Raw genomic sequence first — 15,977 nt, 5'->3', positions numbered from 1 at the left:
CCAGATGATGAAGACCTTCGACGGCTATGAAGCGGGCAAGATTCCGGGCCTGGCCTTCACCAGCACCGTGCCCTTCGCTGGCGATGGTTTGCGTGACGACATTGTTCAGGAAGGCGCGGTCGTGGCTGACCAGCAGCACCGTGCCGGCGTATTCCTGCAGCAGTTCTTCAAGCAGTTCCAGGGTTTCGATGTCCAGGTCGTTGGTGGGTTCGTCCAGCACCAGCACATTGGCCGGGCGGGCGAACAGCCGTGCCAGCAGTAGCCGGGCTCGCTCGCCGCCGGACAGGCTGCGCACCGGGGAGCCGGCGCGCGCGGGAGAAAACAGGAAGTCGCCCAGGTAGCTCATGACATGCTTGCGCGCGCCGCCGATTTCCACCCATTCGCTGCCCGGGCTGATGACGTCGGCCAGGGTGGCGTCTTCGTCCAGTTGCGAGCGCATCTGGTCGAAATAGGCCACGGCCACGTTCGTGCCCAGCCGGGTCGACCCGCTGTCGGGCTGGAGTTCGCCCAGGATGAGCTTGAGCAAGGTGGTCTTGCCCGCGCCGTTGGGGCCGATGATGCCGATGCGGTCGCCGCGCAGGATGGTGGTGCTGTAGTCGCGCACGACGGTTTTATCGCCGAATGCCTTGCTGGCGTCTTTCAGTTCGGCGACCAGTTTGCCGGAACGCTGACCCTCGGCCAGGGCCAGGCTGACGTTGCCCATGCGTTCGCGGCGCTCGGCGCGTTCGACGCGCAGCCGTTCCAGGCGCCGGACCCGGCCTTCGTTGCGGGTGCGGCGTGCCTCGACGCCCTTGCGGATCCAGACTTCTTCCTGTGCCAGGAGCTTGTCGAAACGCTCTTGCTCCAGGCGCTCGGATTCGAGCCATTGGGCCTTGCGTTCCTGCCACTGCGAAAAGTTGCCCGGAAAGCTGAGCAGGCGGCCCCGGTCGAGTTCGACGATGCGGGTGGCCACGGCATCGAGAAAGCGGCGGTCGTGGGTGATGATGACCGCGGCGCCCTTCCAGTTGCGCAGCAGATCTTCCAGCCAGGCGATGCCGTCGAAGTCCAGGTGGTTGGTGGGCTCGTCCAGCAGCAGCAGGTCGGGTTCGTCTACCAGCGCGCGCGCCAGTGCAACCCGCTTGCGCGTGCCGCCGGACAGGCCGGCCACGGGCGCGTCGGCGGGCAAGCCCAGGCGTTCCAGCGCGGCTTTTGCCCGGGCGGGCCGTTGCCAGTCTTCGTGGTCGTCTTCCTGGGCGTGCACCGCTTCGAATACCGTCAGGGTATCGTCGAGCAAGGGTTCTTGCTCGACGGTGGCCACGCGCAGCCCGGACAGGCGCGCCAGGTCGCCGTCGTCGGGCAGGGTGCGGCCGTCGAGCAGGCGCAGCAGCGACGATTTGCCGGCGCCATTGCGGCCGATGAGCCCGATGCGCTCGCCGCCCTGGATGGTGAAGTCTGCGTGGTCGAGCAGCGCGTGGTGGCCGTAGGCCAGTTGCACGCCAGTAAGGGTAATAAGAGTTGCCGAAGCCATGTGGGGGACTGCCTGGTGCGAATCAACCCGTATTGTCGCAGGAAGCGGGACAGTGGCCGCTGTACTAAAATGGCCGCGCAAGACAGATCGGGCAGTCGCGGTGGGTGAAAACCCATCGAGGAAGGTCCGGACTCCACAGGGCAGGGTAGCGGCTAACGGCCGTCCGTGCCTGCCGGCGGGCTTGCCCGCCGACAGGCACGAGGAACAGGGCCACAGAGACGAGTCTGCGAGGCGGGCGCGCCAGTCGCGCACCGGCACGGCCATCTCCGTGCCGTGCCGTCCGTTCATGGGCGGCGGCGTCGCAGGGTGAAACGCGGCAACCTCTACCCGGAGCAACACCAAATAGGCATGCGTGCGGTCTTCGGACCCGAAGGGCGGCTCGTCCGAGTATGCGGGTAGGTGGCTACAGCGGTCCAGCAATGGCCCGCGCAGAGGAATGACTGCCCGCCGGGGCGACCCGGCGTACAGAATCCGGCCTATAGATCTGTCTTGCAACTGAATCGGGCCGCATGGCCGGTCTTGCCAGTGCAAGACCGAACGTAAAACAATGAAAGGGTGCCCCTTGCGGCGCACTTCTGAAGAAGGACTTTTAATTGTTACCGCAACCCCCTGATTTATCAGGGGGTTTTTATTTTCATAAATCCAAGAAGTGCTCTAAGTCCTTGTTGTGATTGAAAAAATTGCAACCACGCGCTTGACCCCGTTTGTCCATTACCGTAGAGTGGGAAAAAGTAGGAATTTGTGCAATTAAGTGGGGTGAAAGTGGTGTTTCAGGGAAGCAGCGCGCTAACGCTCGATGCGAAGGGACGGATCTCGATTCCGACCCGGCATCGTGACGCGCTGTTGGCGCAGGCCGAAGGCCGGCTGACCCTGACCCGCCATCCTGACGGCTGCCTGCTGGTGTATCCGCGGCAAGAGTGGGAAAAGAAGCGCGAACAGATCGCTGCATTTCCCATGTCTGCGCGCGCGCTACAGCGGCTGCTGCTGGGCAACGCCCAGGACGTTGAAATCGACGGCTCCGGCCGTGTGCTCATCGCTCCCGAACTGCGCAACGCTTCCGGTATGACGCGCGACGTGATGCTGCTCGGTATGGGCGCGCACTTCGAGCTCTGGGATGCCGCTTCCCTGGCCCGCCGCGAGGCGGAAGATTTGGCACAGGGAATGCCGGACGTGTTGAACCAGTTTTCGTTCTGAAACCGCGTATGGAATTCGAACATCGGCCCGTGCTGCTGGAGCCGACGGTGGATGCGTTGCTGCTGGCCGGTTTCGGCGGCAAGGGCGCGGCACGGTCGGGCCGGCAGGATGACGCGCAGGCCGATGCGCGCGCGCAGCAGGGGGTGTTCGTCGACGGCACTTTCGGGCGCGGCGGTCACAGCCGCGAACTGCTGGGGCGGCTGGGGCCGCGGGCGCGGCTGGTGGTGTTCGATAAAGATCCCCAGGCGATCGCCGTGGCCACGGAACTGGCCGAGCGCGACGCCCGGGTGATGGTGGTGCATGGCGGCTTTGCCACCATGCGTGAAGCGTTGGCGGCGCGCGGCATCGAGGCGATCGATGGCGTGATGCTGGACCTGGGGGTGTCGTCCCCCCAGTTGGATGATGCCGAGCGAGGCTTTTCGTTCATGCGAGAAGGCCCGCTCGACATGCGGATGGATACGACCCGCGGCCCGACGGTGGCGGATTGGCTGGCGCAGGCCAGTGTGGATGAGATGCGGGAGGTCATAGCGGATTATGGCGAAGAACGGTTTGCTTTTCAGGTTGCAAAGGCGATTGCTGCTCGCCGCGCAACACGGCCGCTGCGCACCACGCTCGAGCTTGCCGAGTGCGTCGCCAGCGCCGTCCGCACGCGCGAAAAGGGGCAGCATCCGGCCACACGCACCTTTCAGGCTCTACGGATTTACATCAATCGGGAGCTCGAAGAGCTCGCGCGCGCCCTCGCGTCAGCTCTAGAGCTGCTCGCCCCGGGGGGGAGGTTGGCGGTGATCAGCTTTCATTCGCTTGAAGACCGCATGGTCAAGCAATGCATCGCGGCGGCGGCCCGGCCGGCTGCCGCGCACGCACGCCTGCCCCTGCGTGAAAGCGAATTGCCGCAACCCTTGGTGCGTTCGCTGGGCCGCGTGCTGGCCACCGAGGAAGAAATCGCCGGAAACGCGCGGTCCCGATCGGCCGTGCTGCGGGTGGCCGAGCGCACCGCCACGCCCATGGGCGACGAGGGCGCGGCGGAATTCGTGCCGGCCATGCGCGTGCCGGGTGAAGTCCCGCCCGCTCGGCGCGGCGCCAGGCGGAGGGCCAACTGATGAGCCGCATGAGCTTGTTCGTGGCCGTTCTGCTGATGCTGTCGGCGATTTCGCTGGTGACCAGCCGGTATCAGTCGCGCCAGTTGTTCATCGAGCTGGAGCGTAGCCGTTCGCAGGCCCGCACGCTGGACACCGACTGGCGCCGCCTGCAGCTCGAGCGCGCCGAACTGGCTCGCAACGCACGCATCGACAAGGCGGCGCGCCAGGATCTGAAAATGATCCCCATCGTGCCCGACCGCACCCTGTACTTGAACCAGCCGCCCATTCCGGCTGCCGGAGGCGCGCAATGAAGCGCGTGCCTTTCTTCGACAACCCCGTGCTGCGCGGGCAGTTGCCCACCTGGCGCGCCCGCCTGGTGCTGATCATGATGTTCGGCGGGTTCGCCGTGCTGGGTCTCCGGGCGTTGTATCTGCAGGGCCTGTCCACCGAGTTCCTGCAGCAGCAGGGCGAGCGCCGCTACGAACGTACGCTGACGCTGTCGGCCACGCGGGGCAAGATCCTGGACCGCAACGGCGTCGTGCTGGCGTCCAGCATACCTGCGCGCGCCATCTGGGCCATTCCCGAAGACACCAAGCCCGCCACATCCGAGCAACTGACTGAACTGGCCAAGCTGCTGCAGACTTCCGTGGCCGACCTGCGCGGCCGCCTGGCGGACGACGACCGCAATTTCGTCTATCTGAAGCGCCAGGTGTCCATGGACGTGGCCGAGCAGATCAAGAAGCTGGATGTGCCCGGCATACACCAGCAGCCGGAAACACGGCGCTACTACCCCGACGGCGAGGTGACGGCGCACCTGGTGGGCTTTACCAGCATCGAAGACAAGGGCCAGGAAGGTGTCGAGCTGACCTTCGACGACCTGCTGTCAGGCACCCCGGGAAGCCGCCGCGTCATCAAGGACCGCCTGGGTCGCGTCATTGAAGACGTGCAGGCGGTAACCCTGCCGGTGAACGGCCGCGACCTGCATCTGTCCATCGACACCCGCCTGCAGTATCTGGTGTACCGCGAGTTGAACGACGCCGTCGAGCGCCACCAGGCCTCGGCCGCCAGTGCCATCATCATGGACGTGCACACGGGCGAGATCCTGGCGTTGGCCAGCCTGCCCACGTTCGATCCCAATCGGCGCGAAACCTTCCACACCCCGAACCTTCGCAACCGGGCCATTACCGATACGTTCGAGCCGGGTTCGATCATGAAGCCCTTTACCGCCGCGCTGGCGCTAGACCTCGGGCGCATCAACACCAGCACGCAGTTCGAAACCGGCAACGGCGCGTTCCGCTACCAGGGCAACACCATCCATGATGTCAGCCGCAATGGCACGCTGACCGTGGGCGGGGTGCTGCGCCGTTCCAGCAATATTGGCATGACGATGATCTCGGAGAAGCTCGAGTCCCGCGAAATGTGGGAACGCTTTACCGAACTGGGGTTCGGCCGGGCACCGCAACTGGGTTTCCCGGGCGCGGCGCCAGGCCGCCTGCGGCCCTGGGACCGTTGGCGCCTGATCGAGAAGGCGACCATGGCATACGGGTATGGCCTGTCGGTTTCTTTGTTGCAAGTGGCGCGCGCCTACACGGTATTTGCCCGCGACGGCGACATGGTGTCGCCCACGCTGATCAAGCGCGACAGCGATCCCACCAGCGTCAAGATATACAGCCCCAAGGTGGCGCAGTTGGTGCGTGGCATGCTGGAGGCCGCGGCCGGGCCCGAAGGCGCCAAGGCCGCGCAGGTACAGGGTTACCGGGTGGCTGGCAAGAGCGGCACCGCCCGCAAGATAGTCGACGGCAAGTACAGCACCCAACGCTACCGCAGTTCTTTCGTGGGCTTCGCGCCCGTGTCGGATCCGCGCATTGTCGTGGCGGTGTCCATCGACGAACCCAAGACTGGCGGCTATTACGGTGGCGCGATCGCCGCACCGATATTTTCAAGCATCGTGGGCGGCAGCCTGCGCATGATGAGCGTGCAGCCTGACGCGCCCTTCGAGTCGACCATCGTGGCCGGCGCCCAGGAGGCCTCCCGATGAGCGCGCCGCGTCCGCTGGCTGCCGTTGCCGATGTACTGGCCTGGCTACGCACGCATGTGGCGGCCAGCGCGCACTTGCGCCTGGACTCGCGGGAAGTGGCGGCGGGCGATGTGTTCGTGGCCTGCGCCGGCGGGTCGGCGGACGGGCGCAGCTATATTGCCCAGGCCTTTGCCGCCAATGCCGCGGCGGTGCTGTGCCAGGCGCCAGCGCCTGCCGGCATGCACGCCGACGCGCGCGTCTGCGAAGTACAGGACTTGCGCGCCATGCTGGGCGAGCTTGCCGATGAGTGGTACGGACAGCCGTCCGCGGCTTTGAGCGTCGTGGCGATTACCGGCACCAATGGCAAGACGTCCTGCGTGCAATGGGTGGCCCAGGCGCTGACAGCGGCGGGCAAGCCTTGCGGCAGCATCGGCACACTGGGCGCCCTGCTGCCTGACGGCAGTTCTCTGGGCGGCAACCTGACCACGCCGGATGTGCTGACGGTACACCGTGTGCTGGCCGCCATGCGCGCCGCAGGAGCCCAGGCAGTTGCCCTGGAGGCTTCGTCCATCGGCATAGAGCAAGGGCGGCTCGACGGCGTGCGGATCGCAGTGGCCGGGTTCACCAACCTGACCCGCGATCATCTTGATTATCACGGCTCGATGGAGCGTTACGAGCAGGCCAAGGCTCGCCTGTTCCAGTGGCCTGGCCTGGCCGCTGCCATCGTCAATGCCGATGACGCGGCAGGTGAGCGCCTGCTGCGCGCGCTACCGCGGGAACAAACGCTGGGCTACACGCAGCAGGATACGCCGGCGGCCTTTCAGGCCCGCGACCTGCAGGCCACGTCCCATGGCCAGGTGTTCACGCTGATGACGCCCGACGGCGAAGCGCAGATCGTGACGTCTTTGCTGGGACGCCACAACGTGTCGAACCTGCTGCTGGTGGCCGGTGTCCTGTACAAACTGGGTTGGCCGCTGGCGCAGATCGCGCGGGCGCTGGCCGCGACGCGGCCCGTGGACGGCCGGTTGCAGGCAGTGGCTGCATTGCCGCTGCGCACCTTGACGATGTCTGGGCAAAACCCGTTGGTGGTGGTGGATTATTCGCACACCCCCGACTCCCTGGCGCGGGCCTTGACCGCCCTACGGCCGGTGGCCGATGCGCGCGGCGGCCGCCTGGTCTGTCTGTTTGGCTGCGGTGGCGAGCGCGATGCCGGCAAGCGGCCTGAAATGGGCCGCATCGCCGCCGATCTGGCCGACAGAATTACTGTATCCAGCGACAATCCACGCGGCGAAGATCCGGCCGCGATCATTGAACAGATCCTGCAGGGCATTCCGCGTGGGGCGCGCCTGAGCGTCGACGCGGACCGTGCGCGCGCCATCATGCAGACGATCTGGGCGGCCGGGCCGGACGACGTGGTGCTGCTGGCGGGCAAGGGCCATGAAACCTATCAGGAGATCGCCGGAGCCAAGCTGCCGTTCGACGATCGCGAATGGGCGCGGCTGGCCCTGTTGCTGCCGCACGCCAGCGGCCTGTCTACCGACACTCGCCGCATCGGCGTGAACGAGATTTTCCTGGCGCTGTCCGGAGACAATTTCGACGGCCACGATTACCTGGCACAAGCCGAAGCCGCGGGCGCTTGCGTGGCGGTGGTGGCGCATCGGGTGGGCGGCGCGGCGCTGCCGCAACTGGTGCTGGGCGACACCCGGCAGGCCTTGATGCGCATCGGCGGAGCCTGGCGCGCACGGTTCTCGTTGCCGGTGATAGGCGTGGCCGGCAGCAATGGCAAGACCACCACCAAGGAAATGATTGCCGCGATCCTGTCTGATTGGCAGGGCGAGGCGGGCAGGCTGGCCACTGCTGGCAACTTCAACAACGATATCGGCGTACCCCTGACGCTGTTGCGCCTGCGCGCGCAGCATCGCGCCGCCGTGTTCGAGCTGGGCATGAACCATCCGGGCGAGATCGCCGTATTGGCGCGGCTGGCCGCGCCCTCGGTGACTCTGATCACCAATGCGCAGCGCGAACACCAGGAATTCATGCATTCGGTCGAGGCCGTGGCCCAGGAAAACGGCGCCGCCATCGCGGCGCTGCCGGACGAAGGGGTGGCGGTCTTCCCGGGTGACGATCCGCACTGCGGCGTCTGGGAATCCCAGGCCGGCGCACGCCGCATCCTGCGCTTTGGCCTGCAGCCCGGCCTGGATGTTTATGCCGAGCACGTGCAGGCGACCCCGCAGGACACGCGTTGCCATGTGGTGACGCCAGCGGGCAGCATCGATCTGGTCTTGCCGGTGCCGGGCATGCATAACCTGCGCAACGCCTTGGCGGCGATTGCCGCCACGCTGGCGGCTGGTGCTCCGCTGGCCAGCACGGCACGGGCGCTGGCCACTTTCAGCGCGGTGGCGGGACGCATGCAGCGCAGCGTGCTGGCCGATGGCACGGTGCTGATCGACGATACCTACAACGCCAACCCGGATTCGGTGCGCGCCGCGGTGGATGTGCTGGCGCAATTGCCCGGACCGCGGGCCCTGGTGCTGGGCGATATGGGTGAAGTGGGCGACAACGGCCCCGCCATGCATCGCGAAGTGGGCGAGTACGCCCGCGCGCATGGCATCGAAGCCCTGGTCACGCTGGGCGAGGCCAGCCGCGATGCGGCGGCGGCTTTCGGAAACGGCGCGCAAGCCTGCGCCTCGGTGGACGAAGTTCTGGCGGCGCTGCACGGCGTACGTTCCGCCAGCGTATTAGTGAAAGGTTCGCGCTTTATGCGCATGGAGCGGGTAGTGAAGGTGCTGTCGACCAACAATAACAAGACTACGGCCGAGCGCCACGGAGATCCACATGCTGCTTGAAATCGCCCGCTGGTTGTCCGACGACGTGAGCGCCATCGGCGTGCTGCAATACATCACGCTGCGCGCGGTGCTGGCCTGCGCCACGGCGTTGCTGATCGGCCTGGTGGCCGGCCCGCGGGTGATTCGCAAGCTGACGGAAATGAAGATCGGCCAGGCCGTGCGTGCCTACGGCCCGGAATCGCATCTGGTCAAGACGGGCACGCCCACCATGGGCGGCGCGCTGATCCTGATCGCCATTGCCATCAGTACGCTGCTGTGGGCGGACTGGACCAACCGCTTTGTGTGGGTGGTGCTGCTGGTGACCTTCGGTTTCGGCTGGATAGGCTGGATGGACGACTACCGCAAGGTGGTGCATCGGGATCCCGAAGGCATGCCGGCGCGGCAGAAATTCTTCTGGCAGGCGACGATAGGCCTGATTGCCGCGGTGTACCTGGCTTTCGCGGTATCGGCGCCGGCCAATACCGAACTGTGGCCCCTGTTCAAGGCCTGGGTGAGCAGCGGGTTTGCCATGCCTTTGCCGACGCGCGCCGACCTGATCGTGCCGTTCTTCAAATCGGTGAGCTATCCGCTGGGCGTGCTGGGGTTCGTGGCGCTGACCTGGGCGGTGATCGTGGGCACCAGCAACGCCGTGAACCTGACCGACGGCCTGGACGGCCTGGCCATCATGCCCACCGTCATGGTGGGCAGCGCGCTGGGCATTTTCGCCTACGTGGTGGGCCGGGTCGATTATTCCAAGTACCTGCTGTTCCCGTACATTCCCGGCGCGGCCGAACTGATGGTGCTGTGCGCGGCCATTGCCGGCGCAGGCCTGGCATTCCTGTGGTTCAACGCGTATCCCGCCCAGGTATTCATGGGCGACGTGGGTGCGCTGGCGCTGGGCGGCGCGCTGGGCACCATCGCGGTCATCGTGCGCCAGGAAATCGTGCTGTTCATCATGGGCGGCGTGTTCGTGGTCGAGACGCTGTCGGTCATGATGCAAGTGACATGGTTCAAGTACACCAAGCGCAAGTACGGGCAGGGGCGACGCATTTTCCGCATGGCGCCCCTGCATCACCATTTCGAAGTCGGCGGCTGGAAAGAAACCCAGGTCGTCGTGCGTTTCTGGATCATCAGCATGATGCTCGTGCTGATCGGCCTTTCCACCCTGAAATTACGATGAACAGCCCAGAGCCCGTCCGTGTCGATGCGCCGCTTGTCCTGATCCTCGGATTGGGCGAGACCGGCGTGGCCGCCGCCCGTTGGTGCGCCCGGCAGGGCGCCGCCTTGCGGGTGGCCGATACGCGCGCCGAGCCGGGTGGCCTGGCGGGACTGCGCGCCGCGCTGGCGGATGCCGAGGTGGATTACCGGCTGGGTTGCGGGGACACGTTCGATCCGTCCTTGCTGGATGGTGTTTCGCAATTGGTCCTGAGCCCGGGCCTGGCGCCGGGCCAGGCACCGGCCCGCGCATTGCTGGAACAGGCTGCCGAACGCGGCATTGAAGTCGTGGGCGAGATCGAGCTGTTCGCGCGCGCCCTGGCCGGGCTGGTCGGGCAGCGCGAGTATCGGCCAACCGTTCTGGCCGTGACCGGCACCAATGGCAAAACCACCGTTACCGCGCTGCTGCGCCAGTTGGTCGAGGCGGGCGGGTTCAGTGTGCGTGCCGCCGGCAACATTGGCCCCGCGGCGTTGGCGGCCCTGATCGAAGCCCTGGATGCCGATGACCTGCCCCAGGTATGGGTGCTGGAACTGTCGAGCTTCCAGCTGGAAACCACCCACACCCTGGCACCCGACGCCGCCACGGTACTGAACGTGACGCAGGACCACCTGGATTGGCATGGCGGCATGGACGCTTACGCGCAAGCCAAGGCCCGTTTACTGAAACTGGCGCGCCTGGCCGTCGTCAACCGCGACGACCCGCGCGTGGCCGGCATGGTGGACTCGCTGGAAGGGCTGGGCGTGCGCAGTTTCGGGCGCGACATGCCGGCCCTGGTGGGCGACATGGGCCTGGAACTGGGCGAGGGCATGGCCTGGCTGGTGGCCTGCGAGCCCAACGATTTCGAAGAACCGGTGGCTCCTGTGCGGCGCAAGAAAGACGCGCCGCCGCCCAAGCGCATGGCCGGCCGGATCAGCCGCCTGATGCCGTTGGACGCCATGCGCATCCGCGGCCAGCACAACGGCCTGAATGCCCTGGCCGCCATGCAGTTGGCGCGGGTGCTGAATATTGGCTGGGGCCCCATGCTGCGTGCCCTGCGCGACTACACCGGCGAGCCGCATCGCGCCGCCTTCGTGCGCAGTGTGGGCGGGGTCGACTACATCAACGACAGCAAGGGCACCAATGTAGGGGCCACGGTCGCCGCCCTGGAAGGCCTAGGCCAGCCCGTGGTACTGATTGCCGGCGGCCTGGGCAAGGGCCAGGATTTCTCGCCCCTGGCGCCGGTGGTGGCGCGCCACGCGCGCGCGGTGGTGCTGATCGGCGCCGACGGCCCGGAAATCGGCCGTGTGCTGGCCGACACGGGCGTGCCGTGCGTGGCTGCCCACGACATGCGCGACGCAGTGCGGCGCGGCGCCGAGTTGGCACAGTCCGGTGACGCCGTGCTGTTGTCGCCGGCCTGCGCCAGCATGGACATGTTCCGCAATTACCCACATCGTGGCGAAGTGTTCGCCCAGGAAGTCGACGACTTGGCCGCCGACCGGGGGGAAGTGTGATGAGCCTGTTCGCCGATCTGACCGCCAGCGTCAATGCCGTACGCCCCGGACGCACCCGCATGCGCAACTACGATGCGCCGCTGGTGCTGGCCTCCGCGACCTTGTTGTTGCTGGGTTTGCTGATGGTGTATTCGGCCTCGATCGCGCTGGCCGATGGCCCGCGTTACGCGTCCTATGGCCGCTATTACTTTGTGCTGCGCCATGGGGTGTTCCTGTGCGCCGGCCTGCTGGGCGGCGCGGTGGTGCTGACCATTCCCTTGCGGGTGTGGCAGCGCCTGGCGGTGCCGGCGTTCATGGGATCGCTGGTGCTGTTGGTGGCGGTGCTGATCCCGGGCATCGGCCGCGAGGTCAATGGCGCGCATCGCTGGATTCCGCTGGGCCCCCTGAACTTCCAACCTTCGGAACTGGTGAAGTTGACCGCGCTGTTGTACGCGGCCGATTACACCGTGCGCAAGCAAGAGCATATGCAGGCGTTCTCTCGCGGCTTCCTGCCCATGGCTTGCGCCCTGGGCGGCGTGGGCATGCTGCTGCTGCTGGAACCCGACCTGGGGGCGTTCATCGTCATCGTGGCCATTGCGGTGGCCATCCTGTTCCTGGGCGGCATCAACGGCAAATACTTCAGCAGCCTGCTGGCCGTGCTGGGGGGCACCTTCCTGGCGCTGATCTGGCTGTCGCCGTGGCGGCGCGCGCGCCTGTTCGCCTACCTGGACCCCTGGAACGATGCCAATGCCTATGGCAGCGCCTACCAGTTGTCGCATTCGCTGATCGCGCTGGGGCGCGGCGAGTGGTTGGGCGTGGGGCTGGGCGCCAGTGTCGAGAAGCTGCACTACCTGCCCGAGGCCCACACCGATTTCCTGATGGCCGTGGTGGGCGAAGAACTGGGTTTCGTGGGGGTCATGCTGGTGATCACCTTGTTCGTGGTGGTGATCCAGCGCGGCTTCGACATCGGCCGCCAGGCCATTGCCATGGAACGCACCTTCGCCGGGCTGGTGGCGCACGGCGTCGCCATCTGGATCGGCGTGCAAGCCTTCATCAATATGGGCGTGTGCCTGGGCCTGCTGCCCACCAAGGGCCTGACGCTGCCGCTGATGAGCTACGGCGGTTCGGGCATTGTCATGAACCTGTGCGCGCTGGCCATTCTGCTGCGCGTGGATATCGAGAACCGCGTCATGATGCGGGGGGGCCGGGTATGACCGGGCGCACCGTCCTCATCATGGCCGGCGGCACGGGCGGCCACATCATGCCTGGGCTGGCCGTTGCCGACGTGCTGCGCGAACGCGGCTGGCGCGTGCTGTGGCTGGGCAATCCCGACAAGATGGAAGGACGGCTGGTGCCGCCGCGCGGCATCGACCTGGTGCCGCTGTACTTCCAGGGAGTGCGTGGCCGGGGGGCGACCACCCTGTTGAAGCTGCCCTTCCTGCTGGTGCGCGCCTGCGCGCAGGCCTGGAAGCGGCTATCGCAAGTGCGCCCCGATGTGGTGCTGGGCATGGGAGGCTATGTGGCCTTCCCCGGCGGCATGGTGGCCGCGTTGCGTGGCATGCCCCTGGTCGTGCATGAGCAGAACGCCGTGGCCGGCACCGCCAACCGCTGGCTGGCCCGCCTGGCGCGCCGCGTGCTTAGCGGTTTTCCGAATGTATTGCCGCGCGGCGAGGCGTTGGGCAACCCGGTGCGCGGTGACCTGTGCGCCTTGCCCGAGCCTGCGGCCCGCTACAGCGGGCGCGAAGGTACGCTGCGTATGCTGGTGGTGGGCGGCAGCCTGGGGGCGCAGGCCTTGAACACCACGCTGCCGCGTGCCCTGGCACTGATGGATGCCAAGATCCGTCCGCACGTGGTGCATCAGGCCGGCGAACAGCACCTGCAGGCCTTGCGGGATGCCTATGCCCAGGCGGGCGTCACCGCCGAGTGCCGCGATTTCATCGACGACATGGCCGCCGCCATGGCCGATGCCGATGTGCTGGTATGCCGTGCTGGCGCCATGACGGTATCCGAAGTGGCGGCCGCAGGCGTGGCGGCGCTGTTCGTGCCGTTCCCGCACGCCATCGACGACCATCAAACCGCCAATGCGCGTTTCCTTAGCAACGACGGCGCGGCCTGGCTGTGCCCGCAGCCTGAGCTGACCCCCGAGTGGCTGGCGGGCTGGCTGGGACAGCGTACCCGCCCTGAACTCCAGGCCGTGGCCGAACGGGCGCGTCAGCATGCGCGTCCGCAAGCCGCGGCCCATATCGCCGATGTCTGCGAACAGGCAGCGAGGCGCCCATCATGAAACATAGAATTCAACATATTCATTTCGTCGGTATTGGCGGCTCGGGCATGAGCGGCATTGCCGAGGTCCTGCTCAACCTGGGCTACACCATCAGCGGTTCCGACCTGCAGGAATCGGCCGTGACGCGCCGCCTGGTGGGGCTGGGGGCCAAGGTGGCCGTTGGACATACCGCCGCCAATGTGGCCGGCGCGGCCGCCATCGTGACGTCCACCGCGGTGGCGGGCGACAACCCCGAAGTCATCGCCGCCCGCGCGGCGGGTATCCCGGTGGTGCCGCGCGCCATCATGCTGGCCGAGCTGATGCGGCTCAAGCGCGGCATTGCCGTGGCCGGCACGCATGGCAAGACCACCACCACCAGCCTGGTGGCCAGTGTGCTGGCGGCAGGCGAGCTGGATCCCACTTTCGTGATCGGCGGCCGCCTGAATTCCGCGGGCGCCAACGCGCGCCTGGGGCAAGGCGAATACATCGTGGTCGAGGCGGACGAGTCGGACGCCTCGTTCCTGAACCTGCTGCCGGTGATGGCGATCGTGACCAACATCGACGCCGACCACATGGACACCTATGGCCATGACGTGGCGCGCCTGAAAAGCGCCTTCATCGAGTTCACGCAGCGGCTGCCGTTCTACGGCAGCGCGGTGCTGTGCTCCGACGACGCCAACGTCCGTGAAATCATGCCGTTCGTGTCGCGGCCCATTACGACATACGGCCTGAGCGAAGATGCGCAGGTGCGGGCCGAAGACGTGCAGGCCGATGGCACCCGCATGCGTTTCACAGTGCAGCGCCGCGACCGCCTCACGGTATTGCCGCCCCTGGCCGTGGAGCTGAACCTGCCTGGGCTGCACAACGTGCGCAACGCGCTGGCGGCGGTGGCCGTGGCCACCGAGCTGGGCGTGCCGGACGATGCCATCAGCCAGGCGCTGGCATCGTTCAAGGGCGTGGGCCGTCGCTTTACCCAGACGGGCGAATTCGCCGTGCCCGTCGCGCATGGCGGCGGCACGTTCACCGTGATCGACGACTACGGACACCATCCGGTCGAAATGGCTGCCACGCTGTCGGCCGCCCGCGGCGCCTGGCCGCAGCGGCGCATCGTGCTGGCGTTCCAGCCGCACCGTTATACACGCACGCGCGATTGCTTCGAGGATTTCGTGCGGGTGCTGGGCGGCGCCGACGCCGTGCTGCTGACCGAGGTGTATGCCGCGGGCGAGCCGCCGCTGGTGGCGGCCGACGGGCGCGCACTGGCGCGGGCACTACGTGTTGCCGGGCGCGTCGAACCCGTGTTCGTGGAAGACGTGGCCGAGCTGCCGCAGACCATTCTGGATTTCGTGCGCGACGGCGACGTGGTGGTGGTGATGGGTGCGGGCTCGATCAGCAAGGTGCCCGGCCTGGTGGGAGAACTGGCATGAATCAATCCGTGGCGCGGTCCGACACGCAGGCCTTCGGCAAGGTAGGCGTACTGTACGGCGGCCGTTCGGCCGAACGCGAGGTGTCGCTGATGTCGGGCACGGGGGTGCACCAGGCCCTGCGGTCGGCGGGGGTCGACGCCCATCTGTTCGATACGGGCGAGCAGTCCCTGGCCGACCTGGCCGCGGCCGGTTTCGACCGCGTGTTCATCGCGCTGCACGGCCGCTACGGCGAGGACGGCACCCTGCAAGGCGCCCTGGAGCTGCTGGGCCTGCCCTATACCGGCAGCGGCCCTATGGCCTCCAGCCTGGCCATGGACAAGACCATGACGAAGCGCGTGTGGATGCAGTATGGCCTGCCCACGCCTGCCTTCGAATTGCTGGACGCCGGTTCCGAATTGCGTACCGTGCCCGACCGCCTGGGCCTGCCCCTGATCCTGAAGCCGCCGCATGAAGGCTCCACCGTGGGCATCACCAAGGTGGTGGGGTACTCCGACATGAAAGAAGGCTATGCCCAGGCCGCGCACTTCGACGACCAGGTGCTGGCCGAGCAGTTCATCGCCGGCCGCGAACTGACCGTGGCCGTGCTGGGCGCGGGCCGCAACGCGCGCGCCTTGCCGGTGATCGAGATCGTGGCGCCCGGGGGCAATTACGACTACGAGCACAAGTATTTTTCCGACGATACCCAGTATTTCTGCCCGGCCGACCTGCCCGAGGACGTGGCGCGGAACGTGGCCGATATCGCCGAACGCGCCTACCGCGCGCTGGATTGCGCGGGCTGGGGGCGGATCGATTTCATGCTCGATGCCGACAACCGGCCATGGCTGCTGGAAGCAAATACCTCGCCCGGGATGACCAGCCATTCGCTGGTGCCCATGGCGGCCAAGGCGGTGGGCATGAGCTATGCCGACCTGTGTGTATCCATTCTGTCCGAGGCTGCCTGCAAAGTGCACAGCCCGGCCCGCAACCCCTGACCGGACTGATCC

The 15,977-nt window shown here is 66.9% G+C and carries 12 protein-coding genes and 1 other RNA gene; 12 read left to right on the top strand and 1 reads right to left on the bottom strand.

Going from position 1 to position 15,977, the window contains the following annotated elements:
• On the bottom strand, positions 1 to 1,507 hold a 1,507-nt coding region (locus LPZ50_RS02440; RefSeq protein ID WP_230657161.1), incomplete at its 3' end, for an ABC-F family ATP-binding cassette domain-containing protein.
• Positions 1,508 to 1,586: 79 nt separating this feature from the next.
• On the opposite strand from LPZ50_RS02440, the gene rnpB reads away from it, so the two are divergent.
• The 12 genes from rnpB (at position 1,587) to LPZ50_RS02380 (ending at position 15,965) form a co-directional block, all read left to right on the top strand.
• Positions 1,587 to 2,002, top strand: an RNA gene (gene rnpB, locus LPZ50_RS02435) — RNase P RNA component class A.
• A 270-nt stretch (positions 2,003 to 2,272) separates the two neighbouring features.
• Complete coding sequence (gene mraZ / locus LPZ50_RS02430; RefSeq protein ID WP_230657165.1) at positions 2,273 to 2,701, top strand: division/cell wall cluster transcriptional repressor MraZ; 429 nt, start codon at positions 2,273 to 2,275, stop codon at positions 2,699 to 2,701.
• Between the two features lie 8 nt (positions 2,702 to 2,709).
• Positions 2,710 to 3,801, top strand: a complete 1,092-nt coding sequence (rsmH, locus tag LPZ50_RS02425) for a 16S rRNA (cytosine(1402)-N(4))-methyltransferase RsmH (RefSeq protein WP_230657159.1) — start codon at positions 2,710 to 2,712, stop codon at positions 3,799 to 3,801.
• Positions 3,801 to 4,091, top strand: coding sequence for a cell division protein FtsL (gene ftsL / locus LPZ50_RS02420; RefSeq protein ID WP_230657157.1), 291 nt, complete (start codon positions 3,801 to 3,803; stop codon positions 4,089 to 4,091). The genes rsmH and ftsL overlap by 1 nt, the downstream gene beginning before the upstream one ends.
• On the top strand, positions 4,088 to 5,818 hold the full coding sequence (locus tag LPZ50_RS02415) for a peptidoglycan D,D-transpeptidase FtsI family protein (RefSeq protein WP_230657155.1): 1,731 nt from the start codon (positions 4,088 to 4,090) through the stop codon (positions 5,816 to 5,818). Before ftsL ends, LPZ50_RS02415 begins: the two co-directional genes overlap by 4 nt.
• Positions 5,815 to 8,643: a bifunctional UDP-N-acetylmuramoyl-L-alanyl-D-glutamate--2,6-diaminopimelate ligase MurE/UDP-N-acetylmuramoyl-tripeptide--D-alanyl-D-alanine ligase MurF gene (murF, locus tag LPZ50_RS02410; RefSeq protein WP_230657149.1), complete on the top strand. Its 2,829-nt coding sequence runs from the start codon at positions 5,815 to 5,817 to the stop codon at positions 8,641 to 8,643. The genes LPZ50_RS02415 and murF overlap by 4 nt, the downstream gene beginning before the upstream one ends.
• Positions 8,633 to 9,802 (top strand): phospho-N-acetylmuramoyl-pentapeptide-transferase, encoded by a 1,170-nt coding sequence (gene mraY, locus LPZ50_RS02405; protein WP_230657145.1) that lies wholly within the window; start codon positions 8,633 to 8,635, stop codon positions 9,800 to 9,802. The genes murF and mraY overlap by 11 nt, the downstream gene beginning before the upstream one ends.
• The gene (gene murD, locus LPZ50_RS02400; protein WP_230657143.1) at positions 9,799 to 11,328 is read left to right on the top strand and encodes a UDP-N-acetylmuramoyl-L-alanine--D-glutamate ligase; all 1,530 of its coding nucleotides are present in this window, start codon (positions 9,799 to 9,801) and stop codon (positions 11,326 to 11,328) included. The genes mraY and murD overlap by 4 nt, the downstream gene beginning before the upstream one ends.
• Positions 11,328 to 12,521 carry a putative lipid II flippase FtsW gene (ftsW, locus tag LPZ50_RS02395; RefSeq protein ID WP_230657140.1) on the top strand — a complete coding sequence of 398 codons (1,194 nt, stop codon included), beginning with the start codon at positions 11,328 to 11,330 and terminating at the stop codon, positions 12,519 to 12,521. The genes murD and ftsW overlap by 1 nt, the downstream gene beginning before the upstream one ends.
• Positions 12,518 to 13,591: an undecaprenyldiphospho-muramoylpentapeptide beta-N-acetylglucosaminyltransferase gene (gene murG, locus LPZ50_RS02390; protein ID WP_230657138.1), complete on the top strand. Its 1,074-nt coding sequence runs from the start codon at positions 12,518 to 12,520 to the stop codon at positions 13,589 to 13,591. The genes ftsW and murG overlap by 4 nt, the downstream gene beginning before the upstream one ends.
• On the top strand, positions 13,588 to 14,994 hold the full coding sequence (murC, locus tag LPZ50_RS02385) for a UDP-N-acetylmuramate--L-alanine ligase (RefSeq protein ID WP_230657136.1): 1,407 nt from the start codon (positions 13,588 to 13,590) through the stop codon (positions 14,992 to 14,994). The genes murG and murC overlap by 4 nt, the downstream gene beginning before the upstream one ends.
• Entirely contained in the window at positions 14,991 to 15,965 is a 975-nt protein-coding gene (locus LPZ50_RS02380; RefSeq protein WP_230657134.1) for a D-alanine--D-alanine ligase, read from the top strand. The genes murC and LPZ50_RS02380 overlap by 4 nt, the downstream gene beginning before the upstream one ends.
• Positions 15,966 to 15,977: the final 12 nt, after the last annotated feature.

The organism is Bordetella petrii (assembly GCF_020991325.1).
GTDB lineage: Bacteria > Pseudomonadota > Gammaproteobacteria > Burkholderiales > Burkholderiaceae_B > Bordetella_A > Bordetella_A petrii_E.
This window is presented reverse-complemented; position numbering and strand designations above follow the sequence as displayed.